This is a genomic window from Vibrio sp. CB1-14 (genome assembly GCF_040412085.2).
In the GTDB taxonomy this organism is placed as follows: domain Bacteria; phylum Pseudomonadota; class Gammaproteobacteria; order Enterobacterales; family Vibrionaceae; genus Vibrio; species Vibrio chaetopteri.
The window spans coordinates 1,432,392-1,449,879 of record NZ_CP115920.1; the positions used below are offsets into that span (position 1 = coordinate 1,432,392).

General features: G+C 46.0%; 19 protein-coding genes. 9 read left to right on the forward strand and 10 right to left on the reverse strand.

The genetic code is table 11. The annotated features are described in order from the left end of the window. Window positions 1–213: 213 nt before the first annotated feature. Window positions 214–2,544: a YgiQ family radical SAM protein gene (locus PG915_RS06470; protein ID WP_353498377.1), complete on the reverse strand. Its 2,331-nt coding sequence runs from the start codon at window positions 2,542–2,544 to the stop codon at window positions 214–216. Between the two features lie 162 nt (window positions 2,545–2,706). Between PG915_RS06470 and PG915_RS06475 the strand changes: the two genes are divergently transcribed. Together PG915_RS06475 and PG915_RS06480 are read left to right on the forward strand one after the other, a co-directional pair. After that, the gene (locus tag PG915_RS06475; RefSeq protein WP_353498378.1) at window positions 2,707–3,390 is read left to right on the forward strand and encodes a hypothetical protein; all 684 of its coding nucleotides are present in this window, start codon (window positions 2,707–2,709) and stop codon (window positions 3,388–3,390) included. A gap of 76 nt (window positions 3,391–3,466) precedes the next feature. Continuing rightward, a complete protein-coding gene (locus PG915_RS06480; RefSeq protein WP_353498379.1) occupies window positions 3,467–3,667 on the forward strand; it encodes a DUF4250 domain-containing protein in 201 nt (66 codons plus the stop codon). Between the two features lie 90 nt (window positions 3,668–3,757). On the opposite strand, the gene PG915_RS06485 is transcribed toward PG915_RS06480, so the two are convergent. The 4 genes from PG915_RS06485 to PG915_RS06500 all read right to left on the reverse strand — a co-directional run bounded on the left by PG915_RS06485 (window position 3,758) and on the right by PG915_RS06500 (window position 6,863). Beyond that, the gene (locus PG915_RS06485) at window positions 3,758–4,246 is read right to left on the reverse strand and encodes a YchJ family metal-binding protein (RefSeq protein WP_353498380.1); all 489 of its coding nucleotides are present in this window, start codon (window positions 4,244–4,246) and stop codon (window positions 3,758–3,760) included. 28 nt (window positions 4,247–4,274) lie between these two features. Then, window positions 4,275–5,507: an EAL and HDOD domain-containing protein gene (locus PG915_RS06490; protein ID WP_353498673.1), complete on the reverse strand. Its 1,233-nt coding sequence runs from the start codon at window positions 5,505–5,507 to the stop codon at window positions 4,275–4,277. Window positions 5,508–5,597: 90 nt separating this feature from the next. Further along, window positions 5,598–6,329: a UDP-2,3-diacylglucosamine diphosphatase gene (gene lpxH / locus PG915_RS06495; RefSeq protein WP_353498381.1), complete on the reverse strand. Its 732-nt coding sequence runs from the start codon at window positions 6,327–6,329 to the stop codon at window positions 5,598–5,600. Window positions 6,330–6,368: 39 nt separating this feature from the next. Continuing rightward, complete coding sequence (locus PG915_RS06500) at window positions 6,369–6,863, reverse strand: peptidylprolyl isomerase (RefSeq protein ID WP_353498382.1); 495 nt, start codon at window positions 6,861–6,863, stop codon at window positions 6,369–6,371. 239 nt (window positions 6,864–7,102) lie between these two features. Between PG915_RS06500 and cysS the strand changes: the two genes are divergently transcribed. Beyond that, entirely contained in the window at window positions 7,103–8,485 is a 1,383-nt protein-coding gene (gene cysS / locus PG915_RS06505; RefSeq protein ID WP_353498383.1) for a cysteine--tRNA ligase, read from the forward strand. Between the two features lie 61 nt (window positions 8,486–8,546). After that, window positions 8,547–9,125 carry a thymidine kinase gene (locus PG915_RS06510; protein ID WP_353498384.1) on the forward strand — a complete coding sequence of 193 codons (579 nt, stop codon included), beginning with the start codon at window positions 8,547–8,549 and terminating at the stop codon, window positions 9,123–9,125. Window positions 9,126–9,211: 86 nt separating this feature from the next. Here the strand turns inward: PG915_RS06510 and PG915_RS06515 are convergent, their stop codons facing one another. Further along, on the reverse strand, window positions 9,212–10,054 hold the full coding sequence (locus tag PG915_RS06515) for an NAD-dependent epimerase/dehydratase family protein (RefSeq protein WP_353498385.1): 843 nt from the start codon (window positions 10,052–10,054) through the stop codon (window positions 9,212–9,214). Window position 10,055: 1 nt separating this feature from the next. Continuing rightward, window positions 10,056–10,940, reverse strand: coding sequence for a LysR family transcriptional regulator (locus tag PG915_RS06520; protein ID WP_353498386.1), 885 nt, complete (start codon window positions 10,938–10,940; stop codon window positions 10,056–10,058). A gap of 97 nt (window positions 10,941–11,037) precedes the next feature. Here PG915_RS06520 and PG915_RS06525 point away from each other — a divergent pair, with 97 nt between their 5' ends. Then, window positions 11,038–11,484 (forward strand): PACE efflux transporter, encoded by a 447-nt coding sequence (locus PG915_RS06525; RefSeq protein ID WP_353498387.1) that lies wholly within the window; start codon window positions 11,038–11,040, stop codon window positions 11,482–11,484. 108 nt (window positions 11,485–11,592) lie between these two features. On the opposite strand, the gene PG915_RS06530 is transcribed toward PG915_RS06525, so the two are convergent. Continuing rightward, complete coding sequence (locus tag PG915_RS06530; RefSeq protein ID WP_353498388.1) at window positions 11,593–11,826, reverse strand: TIGR02647 family protein; 234 nt, start codon at window positions 11,824–11,826, stop codon at window positions 11,593–11,595. A 260-nt stretch (window positions 11,827–12,086) separates the two neighbouring features. On the opposite strand from PG915_RS06530, the gene PG915_RS06535 reads away from it, so the two are divergent. Both PG915_RS06535 and focA read left to right on the forward strand, forming a co-directional pair. Beyond that, window positions 12,087–13,268: a hypothetical protein gene (locus PG915_RS06535; RefSeq protein ID WP_353498389.1), complete on the forward strand. Its 1,182-nt coding sequence runs from the start codon at window positions 12,087–12,089 to the stop codon at window positions 13,266–13,268. A gap of 220 nt (window positions 13,269–13,488) precedes the next feature. Continuing rightward, complete coding sequence (gene focA, locus PG915_RS06540; RefSeq protein WP_353498390.1) at window positions 13,489–14,331, forward strand: formate transporter FocA; 843 nt, start codon at window positions 13,489–13,491, stop codon at window positions 14,329–14,331. 112 nt (window positions 14,332–14,443) lie between these two features. Here focA and PG915_RS06545 read toward each other — a convergent pair whose 3' ends face one another. Next, window positions 14,444–14,620 (reverse strand): hypothetical protein, encoded by a 177-nt coding sequence (locus tag PG915_RS06545; protein ID WP_353498391.1) that lies wholly within the window; start codon window positions 14,618–14,620, stop codon window positions 14,444–14,446. Between the two features lie 240 nt (window positions 14,621–14,860). Next, a complete protein-coding gene (locus PG915_RS06550; RefSeq protein ID WP_353498674.1) occupies window positions 14,861–15,655 on the reverse strand; it encodes an ABC transporter permease in 795 nt (264 codons plus the stop codon). 428 nt (window positions 15,656–16,083) lie between these two features. On the opposite strand from PG915_RS06550, the gene torE reads away from it, so the two are divergent. Both torE and torC read left to right on the forward strand, forming a co-directional pair. After that, window positions 16,084–16,260, forward strand: coding sequence for a trimethylamine N-oxide reductase system protein TorE (gene torE, locus PG915_RS06555; RefSeq protein WP_042499363.1), 177 nt, complete (start codon window positions 16,084–16,086; stop codon window positions 16,258–16,260). Window positions 16,261–16,302: 42 nt separating this feature from the next. Beyond that, window positions 16,303–17,484, forward strand: a complete 1,182-nt coding sequence (gene torC, locus PG915_RS06560) for a pentaheme c-type cytochrome TorC (RefSeq protein ID WP_353498392.1) — start codon at window positions 16,303–16,305, stop codon at window positions 17,482–17,484. The last annotated feature ends 4 nt before the right edge of the window (window positions 17,485–17,488 follow it).

A 17,488-nucleotide genomic window follows, 5' to 3' on the forward strand; every position in this document is an offset into this window, starting at 1 on the left:
TGTATTGCAACAGCCGTGCCCAAATTTAAATATAATAAATACAGTTGGTTACGTTTTGATCTTGAAGTGGTAATGGTGTTTTTTCATTTTGACAATCAAAATCAGATTGAGAATTTGCACTGAGATGGGGTTAAGAGCGGGTAAACAAAAAGAGAGCCACAAGTGACTCTCTTTCATGAAGCTACGATTCGCTAAATGTTGGAATCGATGGCGTTAAGCGCGAGCTCGGCGTTTAGGAGCGCCTTTACCGTTTGGTTTACCTGCAGGCTTGCCACCTGATCTTTGTTGACCATTTGGTTTGCTGTTTGGTTTACCGTTGCCTTGCTTACCAGGGCCTTGAGCACCATTACCTTGAGTGCCATGACCTTGATTCTGACCAGCTGCTGGGCGTTGACCCGGCTTCTTACGTCGCTGACCATCCGTTCGGATGTCCGGTTGTCCCTTCGTGTGCTTGGTAGCAAATCGATTGGCACCATGACGGCCGGATTTACGGCGCTGTGCTGGCGTACGTGAGTCGATATCTTCAGCAGGTACTAGGCAGCTTGGTTTGTCGCCAATTAGATATTGCTTACCCATGCTGACTAAGGCTTCACGGATCTGCGGCCAGTTGTCTGGATCGTGATAACGTAGCAAGGCTTTGTGCAAGCGACGCTGACGTTCGCCCTTCGCCACTGGCAAGTCTTCACGTTTTTTGTATTTGACGCGTTTCAGCGGGTTCGTTTCTGAGTAATACATGGATGTTGCATTACACATTGGCGACGGATAGAAGTTCTGAACTTGGTCACATTCAAAGTTGTTCTTTTTCAGCCACAGTGCCAGGTTAAGCATGTCTTCGTCTTCTGTGCCTGGGTGTGCCGAGATGAAGTATGGGATCAAGTACTGTTTCTTACCTGCTTCAGCGCTGTATTTTTCAAACATCTCTTTGAAGCGGTCATAGGTACCCATACCTGGTTTCATCATCAGATCCAACGGGCCTTTTTCCGTATGCTCTGGTGCGATCTTTAGGTAGCCACCTACGTGGTGTGTCACGAGTTCACGAACGTACTCTGGGGATTCAATGGCCAAGTCATAACGAACACCAGAGGCGATCATGACCTTTTTCACTCCATCAACTTTACGCGCTGCGCGGTATAGGTCGATAGTGTGTTTATGATCCGTGTTGAGCTTGTTACAGATGCCTGGGAACACGCAAGAAGGACGTCGACAGTTTGCTTCCGCTTTTGGATCAGAGCAGCCTAAGCGATACATGTTGGCTGTTGGGCCGCCCAAATCAGAGATGGTACCAGTAAAACCCGGTACTTTGTCGCGGATCTCTTCTAGTTCCCCAATGATTGATTCTTGAGAGCGGTTTTGAATAATTCGTCCTTCGTGTTCAGTGATCGAGCAGAACGAGCAACCTCCAAAACAGCCACGCATAATATTAACCGAGGTTTTGATCATGTCGTAGGCAGGGATCTTGGCTTTACCGTATTTAGGGTGAGGTACACGCGCATATGGCAGGCCAAACACGTAGTCCATCTCCTCTGTGGTGAGCGGAATCGGTGCTTGGTTTACCCAGAGCTCGCGGTTGCCATGGCGCTGAATCAGCGCACGACCCGAATATGGGTTGGTCTCAAGGTGCATCACACGGCTGGCATGAGCGTAAAGGATACGGTCATTGTTGAGCTTCTCGAAGGGTGGCAAGCGCACAGCCGTCGAGACTGCATCATGACGAGATGGGCGAATGGTAATCGGTTTCGCTTCAGCTTCAGCTTCAGTCTCTGATTTGTTGGTGTCGCAGTTTGATTCCACCTGATATGGGTTTTGTGGCACGAATGCTTTACCCGGCTTTTCAATACGCGATGAGTCAATGATGGTGTATTGCTCTGGTTCAACCGCCAAATTCACTGCTGTGCCGCGAATATTGGTCATGTCAGCCACGCTTTCACCATCAGCTAGTCGGTGCGCAACTTCTACCAGTGCACGTTCTGCGTTACCAAACAGTAGAATGTCGGCTTTGGCGTCAAATAGCACTGAGCGACGAACTTTATCTGACCAATAGTCGTAGTGAGCAATACGGCGCAAGCTGGCTTCAATACCACCCAGTACGATAGGAGTTTCTTTGTAGGCTTCTCGGCAGCGCTGAGAATACACCAGTGTTGCGCGGTCTGGTCGTTTACCACCTTCGTTGTTTGGTGTGTAAGCATCGTCGTGGCGCAGTTTTTTATCCGCGGTGTAACGGTTGATCATTGAGTCCATGTTGCCAGCAGTGATACCGAAGAAGAGATTCGGCTTACCTAGGCTCATGAAGTCATTCTTATTGCTCCAATCTGGCTGAGCAATAATACCAACGCGGAAGCCTTGTGCTTCAAGCAGGCGACCAATGATAGCCATACCAAAACTAGGATGATCAACATACGCATCCCCCGTGACAATAATGATGTCACAGCTGTCCCATCCAAGGGCGTTCATCTCTTTTCTGCTGGTGGGCAAAAAAGGAGCAATACCAAAGCATTCCGCCCAGTATTTTTTGTGCTCATGGATTGGGGTGATGTCGTTGTGCATATTTTAACCTCTAGTTTTGAAGGCGGGCATTATATACTTCAATCCCAGTGACTTCAAAGCCCAAACAAAGTGTGGTTATTTTGCTGTATGACGAGTCAATGGTATTCGTCCTCAAGCTGATATATCATCAGCGCCAATGATTTTTGCTTTGAACTCATACCCATGATTACTGCTGTTTTGACATTACTTGCGCCGGCACTTTCCGTTGCGATGCTCGTACTAACTCTTATTTTAGCAAAGGGCGACATTTGCCCCGGACAAAGAGGCCGTATTCACAAGTTATTGCCAGCTATAGGCATACTTTGGCTTGCCATCGCTTCTTTGAAGATTGAAGCTTTTTTAGTGGTGTTTGCGCTGTTCTATTTCTATTCCAAAGTTCAAACAGGTAAAACCCGAGAGAAAGGGCCTTTCTGGGCTCTGCATCTTGCTAACGGTATGGGGATGACCTTCTCAGTGATTTTGATCGCTCAGCAGCCAAATCTCGCTCAATCTATGTCGCTTGCCAGTGCAGGATTATTGCTAGGTGCGGCGTTTGCCCATTTACTGCTGACAATGGCTAAGACACGACTTCAGGCCTTTCATCGCATCTTACCGGTGTCAGGCGTTGTGTTTGCGATGCTATTGGCATTGAGTTTTGTGTTTAATGCTTATCAGTGGGAGCCTGAGGTTGTTGCTAACTATACTCCAGCGGTGATTATCTCTTTGCTTATGCTAATGGCTGGCATCGTGATTTGGAGCTGGCACATTATTCGTCACCGAGCACCAGCGAAAGGTCAGCTTGCCGTCGCGTTTTTGAGCCTTTTGGTGACCAACATTGGGCTGTTGCAGCTTTATTGGCTTGCTTGATCTGTAAACCAAGTCACTTTCTATTCCGTAATAAACAGCTAGTCTTTAAGGGCAAGCTTTTTTATGGAGTGCGGTTATGGATCTAAGTAATGTGAGCGGTTTTGACAGTATTATCTTGCTTGGTATCGTCAACGAAAAATTGCGCTTAGAGTGCGACTCGTTTGATGAGTTGGTGAGCATGTATGAAATGGACGTAGAAGGCGTGGTAGGTAAATTGGATATGCTCGGTTACCAGTATGACCCTTTGACCAATCAGTTCAAAGCGTACCATCGCTAAATCGCTAACCATAGAAAAAGGTCGCATAATGCGACCTTTTCGTTTTTATAGAGCCTGTTTATTATAGAACTCTTTATCTATTCGGGCTCATTAGCCGCAGCATTTTTTGTGCTTTTTACCGCTGCCACACGGGCAAGGGTCATTGCGACCTACTTTCACCGATTCAACGGTTAGCGGTTTAGGTGGAATGCTGTCATCGATTTCACCATCGACGTAAAACCACTGGCCTTGTTCGAATAGAAAGCGCGAACGCTCTGCCAAGCAGTACTCATAACCGTTGTCTTTAAGAAAAGCGCGAAAGCTTACATAGCCTTCGTTTTCATGGTTGCCACTCTCGCTGCCAATGACTTCAAGCTTGAGCCAATCACTGTTTATAGAGTCAGCGATTGCTTCTCGCTCATTCTCTGCATGACAACTTGGATGATAGGTCGCGACAACAAAGTCAACATCCTTGGTTAAGTGGGCGCTATAGCGCGCGCGCATCAGCTGCTCAGGCTGTTTCGCTAGGGTGACATCTTGGTGGATGGGGTGGCAGCATGTTTCGTAGCTTTGATTACTGCCGCAGTAGCATGGTTTCATGATTAATCTTTGATTTGGTGTTTAACGTTCAAACGTGAACGTGGTACTCGGACTCAATTGCCAGTAGGTCTTCAGTCCATTTAATAGCGTCATCATAATGCTTCGCGAGCTTTTCGTCACTGACTTCTAGTTTGTCGCGATAAGCTATCACCGTCATCCAATCGGCATTCTCGTACGCTTTGACCAAGGACAGAATGTTGCCAAGTGTGCCTTGTTTCGTCACCAACGCTGATTTAACCATATGGTCGATAGGCATTTTTTCTACCAACTCTTCTAAAGGCTGGTCAAACAGCGAGTCTAACAATGAGAACATACCAGTGAGAAAGCCAAGGCCTTCGTCGAGATTAGTATTCATGTCGCTAAGCAGCAGCTCACAGAAACGAGCGCGTTGAATTGATAGGCTATACAGGCTATCTGGCTTGTCGTCTTGGGTTGACGTAATCGCCACCAAGGAGATGAATTTTCTAAGACGCTCTTCACCTAGGTAAACTAAGGCTTGCTTGAACGATTTGATTTCTGAGCGGATCAGATACGAGGCATTCACAAACGTTAGTAGCTTGTACGACAAGGTGACATCAAGAGAAATGAGTCGTTCTAGCTCATCGTAGTTGATGTCTTGGTTAGCTATCTCTTTACAAAGCTGAACGACCGTCAGGAAAGAAGGTTTGATTTGCTTACGGCGAATCAACTGCGGACGACTAAAGAAATAGCCTTGAAACTGATCAAAGCCGACTTGCTTGGCAAGCTCAAACTCTTCGTAGGTTTCCACTTTCTCAGCCAGGAAAGTAATATTGTGAGGTCGCAGTCTTTCGATAAGTGCTTGAGCCTTTTTCAACGAGTACTGGCGAATATCAATTTTGATAATCGATGTATACGGCAAGAAAGGTAGCCACTCTTTGCGTGGAACAAAATCATCAAGGGCGATGGTGTAACCCGCTTGGGACATTTTCTTAATCGCAGCAAGCAGCTCAGCAGTCGGCTCACAACTTTCTAAGATTTCGATAACCAGATTTTCTTTAGGGAATAGGGTCGGGACTAAGTTCACCAAGCTTTGGTAAGGGAAGTTCACGAAACCCAGTTTATCGCCTATCGTACTGTAATGTGTTGCCAAGAAATGCTCGGAGAGAAGTCGGTTGGTGGCCAGTTCTGGGTCAATATCTGGAAAGGTATTGTTAGGACCGTCCCGAAATAGCAGCTCATAGCCAACAGTTTTTTGTTCGCTATCCAAGATAGGTTGTCTAGCGATGTACGAGTATTTCAAATTCTGCATGGTTATCTCAAAAACGTTGACTCATAGTAACGTTTTATTACTTTCTTTGACTATGAAACTATTGGAATTTCGAGGGGTAGTTCATGGTTTGTTAAAAAAACGGCGCTCAAGACACTGCGATTCTGGCTCACACACTAATACCGAGCCTTGTTGATACCAATCGCCGAGCACGATTCGTGTTGCGGGGTGGCCTTGGACGGTGAACTCATGTGTTCCTGGCCTGTGCGTGTGCCCATGGATCATAAGATCAGTGCCAGTCTCACGAAGCAGCGCTTCTACTTCGTTTTGGTTAACGTCCATAATGTCGAGTGACTTACTGGACTTGACCTCTTTGATATCGCCCTGGATTTTATTTGCAATACGGCGTCTTGTAAAGAACGGAAGGCGATTAAATAGCCATTGCAGCCAAGGCATATGTACTTTGGCGCGAAACTTCTGATATCGCACATCATCAGTACATAGCGTATCCCCATGTAATATCACCGCTTTCTTACCGTATAGGTCGATGACACTGTGTTCATCGAGAAGGGTAATACCGGTTGCTTTGCAAAAACGCTTTCCCAACAAAAAGTCGCGATTACCTTGAATAAAGTAGGTATCGACGCCGTGCTGAGTCAGAGTAAGAAACTCTTGCTTAATCATAGCGGCAAAAGGAGAAGGGTCATCGTCGCCAATCCAAAATTCGAACAGATCACCGAGTACATACAATGCATCTGCGTGAATGGCTTCTTCGCGCATAAACTTAACAAAGCAATCCGTGGTTTGGGGTAACTGAGGGGAAAGGTGTAAGTCAGAAATGAATAATGTTGTCATAATATACAGCAAGGGAGGGCAAGCCCTCCCTTTTAACGATTACTCTTGAATCGTAGAACCAGTGATGATCACTTCTTCTAGAGGTACGTCTTGGTGCATACCCATAGAGCCAGTGCTCACACCTTTGATCTTGTTAACGATGTCCATGCCTTCAACAACTTCTGCGAATACACAGTAACCCCAACCGTCTAGGCTCTCAGAGCGGAAGTCTAGGAACGTGTTGTCGTTTACGTTGATGAAGAACTGAGAGCTCGCAGAATGCGGTTCCATAGTACGTGCCATAGCCAAAGTACCTACTTTGTTGCTAAGGCCGTTGTTTGCTTCGTTTTTAATTGGAGCACGAGTCGTCTTCTCTTTAAGACCAGACGTCATGCCACCACCTTGGATCATGAAACCGTCGATAACACGGTGGAAAAGCGTGTTGTCGTAGAAACCATCGCGGCAGTATTGTAGGAAGTTTGCACTTGTTTCTGGTGCTTTCTCTTCGTTCAATTGAATTTTGATGTCGCCGAAATTAGTGTGAAGGGTGATCATGATGAATACCTATTCCATTTTTCTATTTTGAAGCCATGATTCTAGCTTAACTCCCTGCACAAGCAATAGCAGAAAGCGGGATATCTGCAATAAAAGGAACGCTTTTTATACAATGGATAGTGTTAGCTGCAAAAACTGCCGCAAAAAGCCGAGATTTCTTCGCTAATTGACTCCATTCTACGTAGCTTTATGGTTATAATCGCCGATACATTTCAAACGTAATAGTTCAGATAGAGATCATGTTAAAAATATACAACACACTGACACGACAAAAAGAGGAATTTAAACCTATTCATGCAGGCAAAGTCGGCATGTATGTCTGTGGGGTCACTATTTACGATCTCTGTCACATTGGTCACGGTCGTACTTTTGTTTCATTCGATGTGGTATCCCGTTATCTTCGTTACGTCGGTTATGACCTAACATTTGTACGTAACATCACGGATATCGATGACAAAATCATCAAGCGTGCTAACGAAAATGGTGAGTCTTGTGAGTCGCTAACAGAGCGCTTAATTGGCGAAATGCACGCAGACTTCGATGCATTGAACATGAAGCGCCCAGACATTGAGCCTCGCGCGACTGAATTCATCGCAGAGATCATTGCGCTGGTTGAAAAGCTAATTGAGCGCGGTTTTGCCTACGTCGCTGATAATGGCGACGTGATGTTCGAAGTCGGTAAGTTTGACGAATACGGCAAGCTGTCTAAGCAAGATCTTGATCAACTCCAAGCAGGAGCGCGCGTAGATGTAGAAAGCGCAAAACGCAGTCCGCTTGATTTTGTACTTTGGAAAATGTCTAAACCAGGTGAACCTACATGGGAATCACCATGGGGCGCAGGTCGTCCTGGTTGGCACATCGAGTGTTCGGCAATGAACTCATCGATTCTCGGTGACCACTTTGATATCCACGGTGGCGGTTCGGATCTTCAGTTCCCACACCACGAGAATGAAATTGCTCAGTCTTGCTGTGCTCACGATACCCAGTACGTGAACACTTGGATGCACAGTGGCATGGTGATGGTAGATAAAGAAAAAATGTCTAAGTCACTAGGTAACTTCTTTACGATCCGAGACGTTCTTGGTCACTACGATGCAGAAACGGTTCGTTACTTCCTAATGTCTGGTCACTACCGAAGCCAACTTAACTACAGTGAAGATAACCTAAACCAAGCACGTTCAGCACTTGAGCGTCTATACACGTCACTACGTGGTTTGGATGTTAATGCAGAGCCTACAGGCGGTGAAGACTATGTGACTCGCTTTACGACAGCGATGAACGATGACTTCAATACTCCAGAAGCGTACTCAGTGCTGTTTGATATGGCGCGTGAGATTAACCGTCTGAAAACAGTTGATATGGCAGAAGCGAGCCAGCTTGGTGCGCTAATGCGCGAACTGGCTGATATCATTGGTATTTTGCATCAAGATCCAGAAGCTTTCCTTAAAGGCGATGCGGGCGATGATGACGAAGTGGCGGAAATTGAAGCGCTGATCAAACTTCGTAACGACTCTCGTGCATCGAAAGATTGGGCGAATGCCGATCTGGCTCGCGATAAGCTGAACGAACTGGGTATCATCCTAGAAGATGGCTCAGAAGGCACGACGTGGCGTCGTAAATAACCGTTTTGATAGCCCTAGCTTGCTAGGGCTTCTTTTTAGTTTCTAATTTTGGTGATACGTTTTGGCTCAGATGTACTTCTATTACTCAGCAATGAATGCGGGTAAATCGACGACTCTTCTTCAATCTTCTTTTAACTATCAAGAACGTGGTATGACGCCACTTATCTATACCGCAGCGTTGGATGATCGCTATGGTGCCGGTAAAGTCAGCTCTCGTATTGGTCTGCAGTCGGAAGCTCAGCTGTTTCGCGCTGAGACGAATCTTTTTGATGAGATTGCGGCGATCAATGCTGAAACCCCAAGACACTGTATTTTGATCGATGAGTGCCAGTTCTTATCCAAGCAGCAGGTGTACCAACTTACCGAAGTAGTGGATAAACTGAATATTCCTGTGCTTTGCTATGGTTTGCGCACCGACTTCTTGGGTGAGCTTTTTGAAGGCAGTAAACACCTTCTGGCATGGGCGGACAAGCTCGTTGAGCTAAAAACGATTTGTCACTGTGGCCGTAAAGCGAACATGGTGATCCGAACGGATGAGCACGGTAACGCGATTGCAGAAGGTGACCAGGTTTCTATTGGTGGCAACGATAAGTATGTGTCTGTTTGCCGTCAGCACTACAAAGAAGCGCTTGGGAAGTAATGTAAGTTATTGCTTTATTGTATGAAAGAGAGCCACTTTATGTGGCTCTCTTTTTTTGGACTGAGTAATTACAATGCTTCTAGTGATTACAATGCGTCTAGTGTACTTTGATATTTGAAATGATAACCAAGGTTTTGTAGCTTCTCGCTGGAGATGGTTTTATCCGGCGTTGAGTTCACTAAATTAAGCGATGTGTCCAACCCCGCAGCTCTTAATGCCGCTCGGTAAAACGTCACCTTGTCACAGGATGCAGGTGTGGTGGCATTTACGACACTCGAGCTGATGTTTTCAAGCGCGAAAATGATCGAGCCGATGGCATCATCAAGATGGAGCATATTGGCGGTCGCTTGATCGCTGACGCTTTTGAGCTTGGAAGCGAAGCGCGACGGGTGGCGGTTTGGGCCAAATAATCCGCTGCAGCGCACGATGGCGTAGTCGAGTGTCGAGTTACGAACGTACTCTTCGGCCGTTAACATGATTATAGCTTTAGCGCTAAAATCGTCGCGGCCTTTGGCAATCGGTAGGCGAGCCATGTCTTCAGTCATTAACTCTGCTCGGTCAGGGTAAACAGATGTTGAGCTCACCATAATAATCTTGCTGATGTCGGCATCTTTAGCAAGTTGGCATAACGTATCCCATTGTGAAGCGTAAAGTGCGCCGCCACCTGTTCGAAAGCCCGGCGGGAAGCAGCCAATCAGCGTATCGGCATTCAACCCTCTTAAGTGGTCTAAGGTGGCGAGCTTTTTATCGTCATTGGTAAGCTTGGCCAAATCGAGCACAAAGCCGTCAATACCATGGTGAGCGAGCTCGCTGACTCCTTGCTCTGTGGTACGTGTTGCGGTGACCCGATAGTTTTTGTTATTGAGCGCTTTTGCTAGGGGCAAACCAAGCCAACCAGCACCAACGATGACGACATTATTCTGGTTCATGTTAACCCTCTTTGAAGTTCTGTTTCAGCAATTCCCTTAAACGGCGATGGCCAAGATCATTACTTTTGCTTGAATGCTGAATAATACTGACGTTAATCATGGCAGAGATTTTCTCAAACTCTACCGGAACAGGGACGATGACTCCTTGCTCAAGCGCCGACTTTGCAAGGTAAGTGGGTATGTATGTCCAGCCAAACCCAGCAATACACCACTCAAGTAGCATTTGGTAGCTGTCCGAATACCAAATATCTGGACTCAACGCATGATGTAAGCTACTTGTTTTGTTATTGCGAGAGCTGATCGACAATTGGCGATGCAAGCTCAAAATCTCAAGATGAGGGGCGACGGTTTGCGCTAGCGGATGAGACGCTGAGACATAAACGTCGAACTGAAGTGACCCGATACTCTCGAAATCGAGCGAAAAGGGCACGGAAAGATCTTCATGAATGATAGCGGAAGTGGCTCTTCCGGTTTGTACCATTTCGACCGCATCACAGCTTGAAGCAAACAATAGCTCTAACTCGAGTCTTGGAAACTCATCTGATAGCGCTCGAATGATAGGCGTAACCCAGCCAAAAGAAATGCCCTCGTCAATGGTCAGAACGATAGGTTGGATCTCCTTTTGCGTCAAACTATCGACGCGTTCGGCAAGTCGACCATGCTGGACCATGGCGGCTCTCGCGTAGGGTAGCAGCTTTTCTCCCTCTTCAGTAAGAACCGGGTAGCGACCTCTTCTATCAAACAACTCAACCCCACAGTCAATTTCCAGGTTCATAATATTTTGACTCACGGCAGATTGTACCTTGCCTAATTTTCGCGCTGCACTCGAGAACGACCCAGTTTCCACTGTAGTGATGAAGGCTTCGATTTGTTCCACACTCAACATATCAGTTATCCTGATGTTACCTAACTGTCTATGACACTAAGCATAATTGATAATACATCTATTGCTAGTGCTGATAGCAAAGTTAGGGTGTAATTATATGAATGTAAAAGAAAGAATTTTTCACGCGATGCTATTTGAAGTTACGGCTTTAACCATCATTATTTCTGCTGCTTCGATGCTGGCGGGTGTTAAGTCAACGTCAATGATGGCCGTGGGTATTGGAATGAGCGTGTTTACCGTTATTTGGAATTATTTCTATAACGTACTTTTTGACAAGTTAGTTCCAGGGTGTCGAACGCAAAGAACGTTGGCAGTAAGAGTTGGGCATGCACTGGGCTTTGAAGGTGGGCTGATTTTCTTCACGATTCCCGCTATCGCATGGGCATTGGGTGTGACGCTTTGGACAGCACTTATGATTGAAGCTGGTTTCTTAGTGTTCTTTTTCTTCTTTACCGCTGCATTTAATTGGGCGTATGACAAGTGGGCGCCTTATCAGCGGCTAGTATCTTGGTGGAACGCTGGTACCGATTATCAAATACGTTAGAACGAGAATAAAAACTCTGAGTGAGTGGAGTTGTTTCTAAGGTAGTTAGTATAAATAGGAAGTGGCAACGGATTACCGTTGCCACTTGAAGTTTCAGTGAGCCAACATTTATGAGCTCAATACGCGTAGGATTTTATCCGCGTGCTCAGCGGTCTCAATCCCTTCATCTGTCAGGTATCCACCGTCCGGTAGAGTACAAAGCCCTTTTTCATACAGTCGTTGGACTGCTTTTTGCATATCTTCATTAGCATCATGGTGCACTTTTATACCGGTTGCCGAACTGCTGATATCAAATTTAAGCAGTAGGTTCATCTCTGCGAGATGCTCAGGCGTGAATTTCATAGATTTGCCTCTTGGTTGCGTTTCTTCCATCAACATAGTGGGGAAACAGCACATTGACAATCGCCGAGTGAGGAAAGTGTTAGCTTGCACCGCCTTCTAGTAAGAATTGGTAAAAATTTCGCACTAAGTGGATGAATTATAACCGATTAGAATGCGCCGAGATGTATTTAGTGTTGAATTTGAATATAGTGAGTTGTTTTTGCTTGCTGCACGCTTGGGAGCAGGCTTACGGGATGCGTTGTCCCAGATTAGGAGAGTAGATGTCTACGCGCAAATTAATTGTGGTATTGCTGTGTGTTTTGGGCGTGGCCTCTTGTGCGAGTACGCCGCCAGTTAACGATGCTAGGGCGAATTTAAGCCCCAAAGAGCTGGAGTTGACGCGGAATAAAGAATTTGAACAGCTGACGGCAACTTATACGTACTGGTCGAAAGCGTTGGAAGGTGCAGAGTCGCTGCGCATCTATGCCCCAGAGAATTACCGAGAAATGATGTCGTCTTGGAAGAGCGCTCATGACCTTTTTATTGAGATCCGCAAAGATCCCAATCAAATTGACAACAAGCACTCGGTATTTTCCAGTGAAACATACGCCGTCGGGTTTCGAGATCGCATTAATACCGTTGAGTATAACTACCGAGCGATTCAAGGCTTGAAGAAGCAAGCAGATGAACTTTTAGCGCCGGCTATGACAGAAATGGCTTACCTCCAAAAAATAGAGACAGGTCGTTACTTTAAGCATGCGATGAATACGTTAAGCCGTGACTATCAGCGCCTGTTTGAGCACTTGGTGGTATCGGAAGTGGATCTCGCGACGAGCTATCAAGAGCGTTTTCTTAATCATGCCAAAGCCCTTGAGATACGCGTGATTGATGCGAAGTACGTGAAACCACTAGAGCAAAAGCTTGCGACATTAGCGAGTGCTCGTTACAACGTTTTGGCGCCGGTGAGTTTTGGTTATGTGGAGCAGGGCATTCAGGAACTGTCTGAGTTTGTCACACAATCACCACGCGCGTTTGTCGAGATTGATGAACAAGTGGAACGAATCGACTTTCAATTTCGACGTTTAGAGTCTGTTGTGCAAGAAGTGACGAAACTTATCAATGTAGAGAAGTCTCAGTTTGAGCCGTTTGTGCTTGAGGCAGAATCTCGAATGCACCACATTTCCTCTGCCGCGAAAGGCAATGACTATCGTGATCAGTCGTTATCAGCGCAGTCGAGTCGCATTGCTCATGATGTGGAGCGCTTGAAGGCGGCTGACAACACCCGAGCGCTCAAGAAGGAAAATGCATTGCTGAAACAGCAAATTACATTGCTTCAGAAGCGCAGTGACAGTGTTGTCTCTCCTGATGAGGCGCAGGTAGCCCAAGATGTTGCCGCGCAAAATAGAGCTGAAATAGAGACGTTGAAAAAGCTGGTCAGCGCCCTTCAGGAACAAGCTGAGTAAGCTTTCCAAAACGCCGCGATTTGAACTGACTCCCAATCTTATCTCCAAGCGCTCGCTTCATTGACTCAATGATTGAGCGCCGCTTTTTCCTACGCGCTTATTTGTCGTAACCACCATATTTGGTAAATAACATTTTACCGCCAAATAAATCTTGCTTTATTGATGGATTGGAGTGATTATCCGCGCCCGTTTTAATTGTCACAAAATATGTAAGAGAAAAATGGAAATCAATCAATTTGATGCGCTGTTGCCACCACAAATGGCAGAGCGTGCAGCAGAAGCTGGCGTAGGTAAAGCGACAAAAGATCCGATGAAGTCTTTCCTGTTAGCAATCACGGCAGGTCTGCACATTGGTATTGCGTTTATTTTTTACACCACCATCACGACAGGAGCCGGAGACCTACCCTGGGGACTGACTCGTTTTCTTGGTGGCCTGGCGTTCAGTTTGGGTTTGGTTCTGGTCATTATTACCGGTGGTGAACTGTTTACCAGCTCCGTGTTGACCCTTGTGGCAAGAGCGAGTGGCAAAATTACCTGGCGTGCCCTGTTTAAAAACTGGATGGTGGTTTACGTTGGTAACATGCTAGGTGCATTGTTCCTTGTAGGTATTATGTTGACGGCAAAGCAATACATGTTTGATGGCGGTCAGGTAGGCCTTAACACCATGCATATTGCCCAGCACAAGCTTCATCACGATTTTTGGCAAGCGGTAGCACTTGGCATCATGTGTAACGTATTGGTCTGTGTTGCGGTATGGATGACGTTTAGTGGTCGTACTTTGACTGATAAGATCATCGTGATGGTATTGCCGGTGGCGATGTTTGTCTCAGCAGGTTTTGAACACTGCATAGCGAACATGTTTCAAGTACCGATGGCGATTGGCATCAAAAATCTCGCATCACCTGAGTTTTGGCAAGCTATAGGTGCGACACCGGCAGAGTTTGCGGATCTAAACCTAATGACGTTTGTTGTGAATAACCTAATCCCAGTGACGTTAGGTAACATCATCGGCGGTGGCGTGTTTGTTGGCATGTTGTATTGGTTGATCTACTTACGCGACTAAATCCACTGCGATTAGATCCACTACGATCCAACAGATGCCTAGTTCTATGTAGAAAGTAGTTGTATGCAAAAAGCAGTTGGATACAGAGCAAAAAGGGCGTCTACGCCCTTTTTTAATGCCTGTCAGTTATTAGTGAGCCATCCTGTGCAAGCCAACCTTTTGAGAGGTTGAAAGGTGAAGAGAGGCCATAGCCATGATCATCGGCATCATTGAGTGCGTCGGGTGTGTCGATAAGCCAATTGCGAGCGACATCGTCTTGACTCGGCCTTGTACATAATTCATCCAACATCTTCTTCATCCTTGAGTTGCTTAGCTTTCAGAATCCTGTGCGACGAGGCAACTTTGCTATTTGCCCCTTGTTTTGCTGATAAACTAACCATAATTGATGACAAGAACATGACGCTGGGGATCTTTTGGCCGTTTACAGGCATGTATATTGATAAATAGCGTAACTTCAGAGACTTGGTTATCCACATATCCTGTGGATAACCTGGTTCAAACTTAGTGAGTAACCGCGAAAAGTGCTGAATTAGCCACTTGTTTGAGGACGAATTTTTGGCTTCCCAGAGGCATCGAATCCTCGATAGACCACAAGGTTTAAGCAGACGACGATAGAAATACTCATCATGACCCAAATAGCCATCATAATGACCAGCTGATACTTCACAGCTACGACCGGACTCGCACCGCCTAAAATTTGACCAGTCATCATCCCTGGCAGTGAGACCAGTCCAGTTGTGGCCATTGTAGCCAGAATAGGCGCTAGGGATTTCTGAAGCGAAACTCGGACAAAAGGCAATGTGGCGATAGAAATCGGCGCCCCAAGTGCGATGGAGGCTTGATACTCGCTCCAACGGTTTTCTAACGCGCTGTAGAAGTTCTGAAGCGCAACAATGTTCCCTCCTAAGCTATTACCAAGCAGCATGCCGGATAAAGGTATCGCGTATTGCGCGCTATAGAATGGGTCTGGTTGTACAGTGACAAGGCAAAGCAATGCCAGAATTGGGAACAGCCCAATACACAGTGCAAATACCAAAAAGCTGACAACCGGCCGTTTTGGTAGTTTTGACTTTGCGGCTATCGCGTTAGCACCGACGATAATCATCACCAGCAACCACACCAAGTTGACGGCAAAGCTATCTAAGTAAAACAAATATTCAAGATAGAGCCCCACCAGAGCTAACTGGATTGCCATTCGAATAAGCCCAACAGTGGCATCTTTTCCTATTTCTAGCTTGTAGTAGTTGTTGATGGCGTAGGGGATGAGCAAGGTGGTAGCGAATAGCGCGATCTGCCACCAACTGATATCAATAACTTGCTGCATGTCATGCTCTGTATCTGGGGAAGTTAGTGTCAAAAGTGTACCCAAATTGGCCTCATCATTCACGTGGTTTAAATACGCCTGGAGTAACAAAAAAACAACAAACGACGTGCTGTTGGGGAGGGGGACAGGCTAAAAAAGTTGGTGGAGTTATTGGTAAGAATGTGTAAATGTTGTGGTTATGTAGCTATATTTACATGTGGGTAACAGTATTAATCTGTCATATCTGTTCATAACTTTACACATCAATCTTTAATTAAATACAACTCGGGATGAACTCAAAAAACTGTTGATTAACAAGGGATGAGAGGACGGAATTGATTGAACCTTACTCCTAGTATGGTTTAGCATTTTCCCATAGATGTTTTAAATAATTGAGTGTCCTTCGTGGAATACTCGTGGACTGGACAACATACAAGATAGGCAAATGTATGAGTGATGTTAACAAAGTAGAAAGTGCGGAAAAGCACGGGATGGAGTGGAAGTCGTTTTTCTTTATCTGTGCCGTATTTTTCCCTCTGTTGAGTGTGGCTATCGTTGGTGGCTACGGATTTATCGTTTGGATGCTCCAAATGTTCGTTTTCGGCCCTCCAGGCGTGCATGGCTAATTTGTAGCCAAACCCGTTCAACAAGTTTCAAGAGAGTTAGTCATGAAATCCTTTTTAATTAAACTTTGGCGCACCATCAGCCGCCCTGCAGTTCACATCAGCCTTGGTGTGCTAACCGCGGGTGGTTTCGTTGCTGGTGTGGTTTTCTGGGGTGGTTTTAACACCGCGCTTGAAGCAACTAACACAGAAGAGTTCTGTATCAGCTGTCACACCATGCGTGATAATGTATACGTCGAGCTTCAAGAAACCGTTCACTGGAAAAACCACTCAGGTGTTCGTGCCACTTGTCCTGATTGCCACGTTCCACATAACTGGACAGATAAAATTGCACGTAAAATGCAGGCTTCAAAAGAAGTATTTGCACAGGTTTTTGGCGATTTAGATACCCCAGAAAAATTCGAAGCGCGTCGTCTAGAGCTAGCGCGCCATGAATGGGACCGTTTCTCTGCCAACAAATCTCTAGAGTGTAAAAACTGTCACAACTATGAGTCTATGGACTTTGAGCAAATGTCTCCGACTGCTCGCATTCAAATGAAGTCAGCGGCTGAGCGTGATCAAAGCTGTGTAGACTGCCATAAAGGTATTGCACACAACCTGCCTAAAGATATGGCAGCGGCAAGTGGTATTGTTGGTGACCTAGAGCAAGTAGCAAGCAGCACGTCTTACTCGAAAGGTCAGAGCGTAGTGTCTATTCGTCACCTACCACTTTACACCGATGAAACAGGTTCAACGGAAGCGGGTCTACTTAGCCCTGCAAGTAAAGTTGAAATCTTGGATGTTAAAGGTGACATGATCAAAGTTGAAATCGATGGCTGGCGTAAAGCGAAAGGCTTTGGCCGCGTGATTCAAGAAGACTTTGGTAAGAACATCTCAACAGCCATTCTTTCTCGTGAAGTGTCACAAGGCGCTGACGTGAATGTGGGCGAGAAGAAAGAAGACGAGCTAACGGGTCTTCCTTGGGAAGAAGTTGCCGTTGACTTATGGATGAAACAAGAGTCTATGGTGACTGACTTCACTCCAATTTGGAACGCAGCTGGTGAAGCGTATCAAACCAACTGTTCTACTTGTCATACACAACCTGACGTTGCGCACTTCAGTGCAAACGGCTGGGTAGGCATGCTAGACGGTATGATCGCGTTTGTGAACTTCGACACTGATACAGAAGCACTTGTTCTGAAGTATCTACAGAAGCACTCTTCAGATTACTCTGAAGGCCACCACTAATAAA

What these genes read in the sequence shown, in the direction of transcription:
- PG915_RS06545 (WP_353498391.1), bottom strand. Translation starts at nt 14,620, where the DNA reads ATGTTGGATGAATTATGTACAAGGCCGAGTCAAGACGATGTCGCTCGC.
- PG915_RS06525 (WP_353498387.1), top strand. Translation starts at nt 11,038, where the DNA reads ATGAATGTAAAAGAAAGAATTTTTCACGCGATGCTATTTGAAGTTACG.
- PG915_RS06480 (WP_353498379.1), top strand. Translation starts at nt 3,467, where the DNA reads ATGGATCTAAGTAATGTGAGCGGTTTTGACAGTATTATCTTGCTTGGT.
- PG915_RS06470 (WP_353498377.1), bottom strand. Translation starts at nt 2,544, where the DNA reads ATGCACAACGACATCACCCCAATCCATGAGCACAAAAAATACTGGGCG.
- torE (WP_042499363.1), top strand. Translation starts at nt 16,084, where the DNA reads ATGAGTGATGTTAACAAAGTAGAAAGTGCGGAAAAGCACGGGATGGAG.
- PG915_RS06515 (WP_353498385.1), bottom strand. Translation starts at nt 10,054, where the DNA reads ATGAACCAGAATAATGTCGTCATCGTTGGTGCTGGTTGGCTTGGTTTG.
- torC (WP_353498392.1), top strand. Translation starts at nt 16,303, where the DNA reads ATGAAATCCTTTTTAATTAAACTTTGGCGCACCATCAGCCGCCCTGCA.
- PG915_RS06485 (WP_353498380.1), bottom strand. Translation starts at nt 4,246, where the DNA reads ATGAAACCATGCTACTGCGGCAGTAATCAAAGCTACGAAACATGCTGC.
- PG915_RS06550 (WP_353498674.1), bottom strand. Translation starts at nt 15,655, where the DNA reads ATGCAGCAAGTTATTGATATCAGTTGGTGGCAGATCGCGCTATTCGCT.
- lpxH (WP_353498381.1), bottom strand. Translation starts at nt 6,329, where the DNA reads ATGACAACATTATTCATTTCTGACTTACACCTTTCCCCTCAGTTACCC.
- PG915_RS06520 (WP_353498386.1), bottom strand. Translation starts at nt 10,940, where the DNA reads ATGTTGAGTGTGGAACAAATCGAAGCCTTCATCACTACAGTGGAAACT.
- PG915_RS06500 (WP_353498382.1), bottom strand. Translation starts at nt 6,863, where the DNA reads ATGATCACCCTTCACACTAATTTCGGCGACATCAAAATTCAATTGAAC.
- cysS (WP_353498383.1), top strand. Translation starts at nt 7,103, where the DNA reads ATGTTAAAAATATACAACACACTGACACGACAAAAAGAGGAATTTAAA.
- PG915_RS06475 (WP_353498378.1), top strand. Translation starts at nt 2,707, where the DNA reads ATGATTACTGCTGTTTTGACATTACTTGCGCCGGCACTTTCCGTTGCG.
- focA (WP_353498390.1), top strand. Translation starts at nt 13,489, where the DNA reads ATGGAAATCAATCAATTTGATGCGCTGTTGCCACCACAAATGGCAGAG.
- PG915_RS06530 (WP_353498388.1), bottom strand. Translation starts at nt 11,826, where the DNA reads ATGAAATTCACGCCTGAGCATCTCGCAGAGATGAACCTACTGCTTAAA.
- PG915_RS06535 (WP_353498389.1), top strand. Translation starts at nt 12,087, where the DNA reads ATGTCTACGCGCAAATTAATTGTGGTATTGCTGTGTGTTTTGGGCGTG.